Here is a 372-nt window from a genome sequence, read left to right on the forward strand (position 1 = left end):
GAAATCGGCAATTCAGGCGGCCGCGTGCCGATGCAGCCCCCCATGCAGCAGTTGGGTGAATTGCCATTGGAAGGGGTACCCGTTCAAGGGACAGGGTCCGAACACATCGGAAGGCTGCATGCTGAGGCCGCGCCCTCCGCAAGGTCTGAGAAGCCTCCCGTTGCGATCGAGGACTCCATAAACGTCTCATTCGCCGTCCCCAAAGGCTTCTCCCATGGGACTCAACCCGTCCCAGACGCGATGCTCTCTTCCTTGGACCGCCATGACCCCTTGCCGGATGCGGGCCAGGCCCGGCAAGCGGGCTTTGAGCAGCACGTGGCCGAGCCGCGCCGAGCCGATCCGGCTCCTGTCGCGAGTGGCGCCCGTGCTACC

General features: G+C 65.1%; 1 protein-coding gene. It reads right to left on the reverse strand.

The window, feature by feature from the left end; genetic code table 11:
- Positions 1–186: 186 nt before the first annotated feature.
- Positions 187–372 (reverse strand): hypothetical protein (locus AC0L3E_RS34650; RefSeq protein WP_473606917.1); only part of this gene is annotated, 186 nt, incomplete at its 5' end.

Source organism: Mesorhizobium sp. WSM4822 (genome assembly GCF_055811155.1).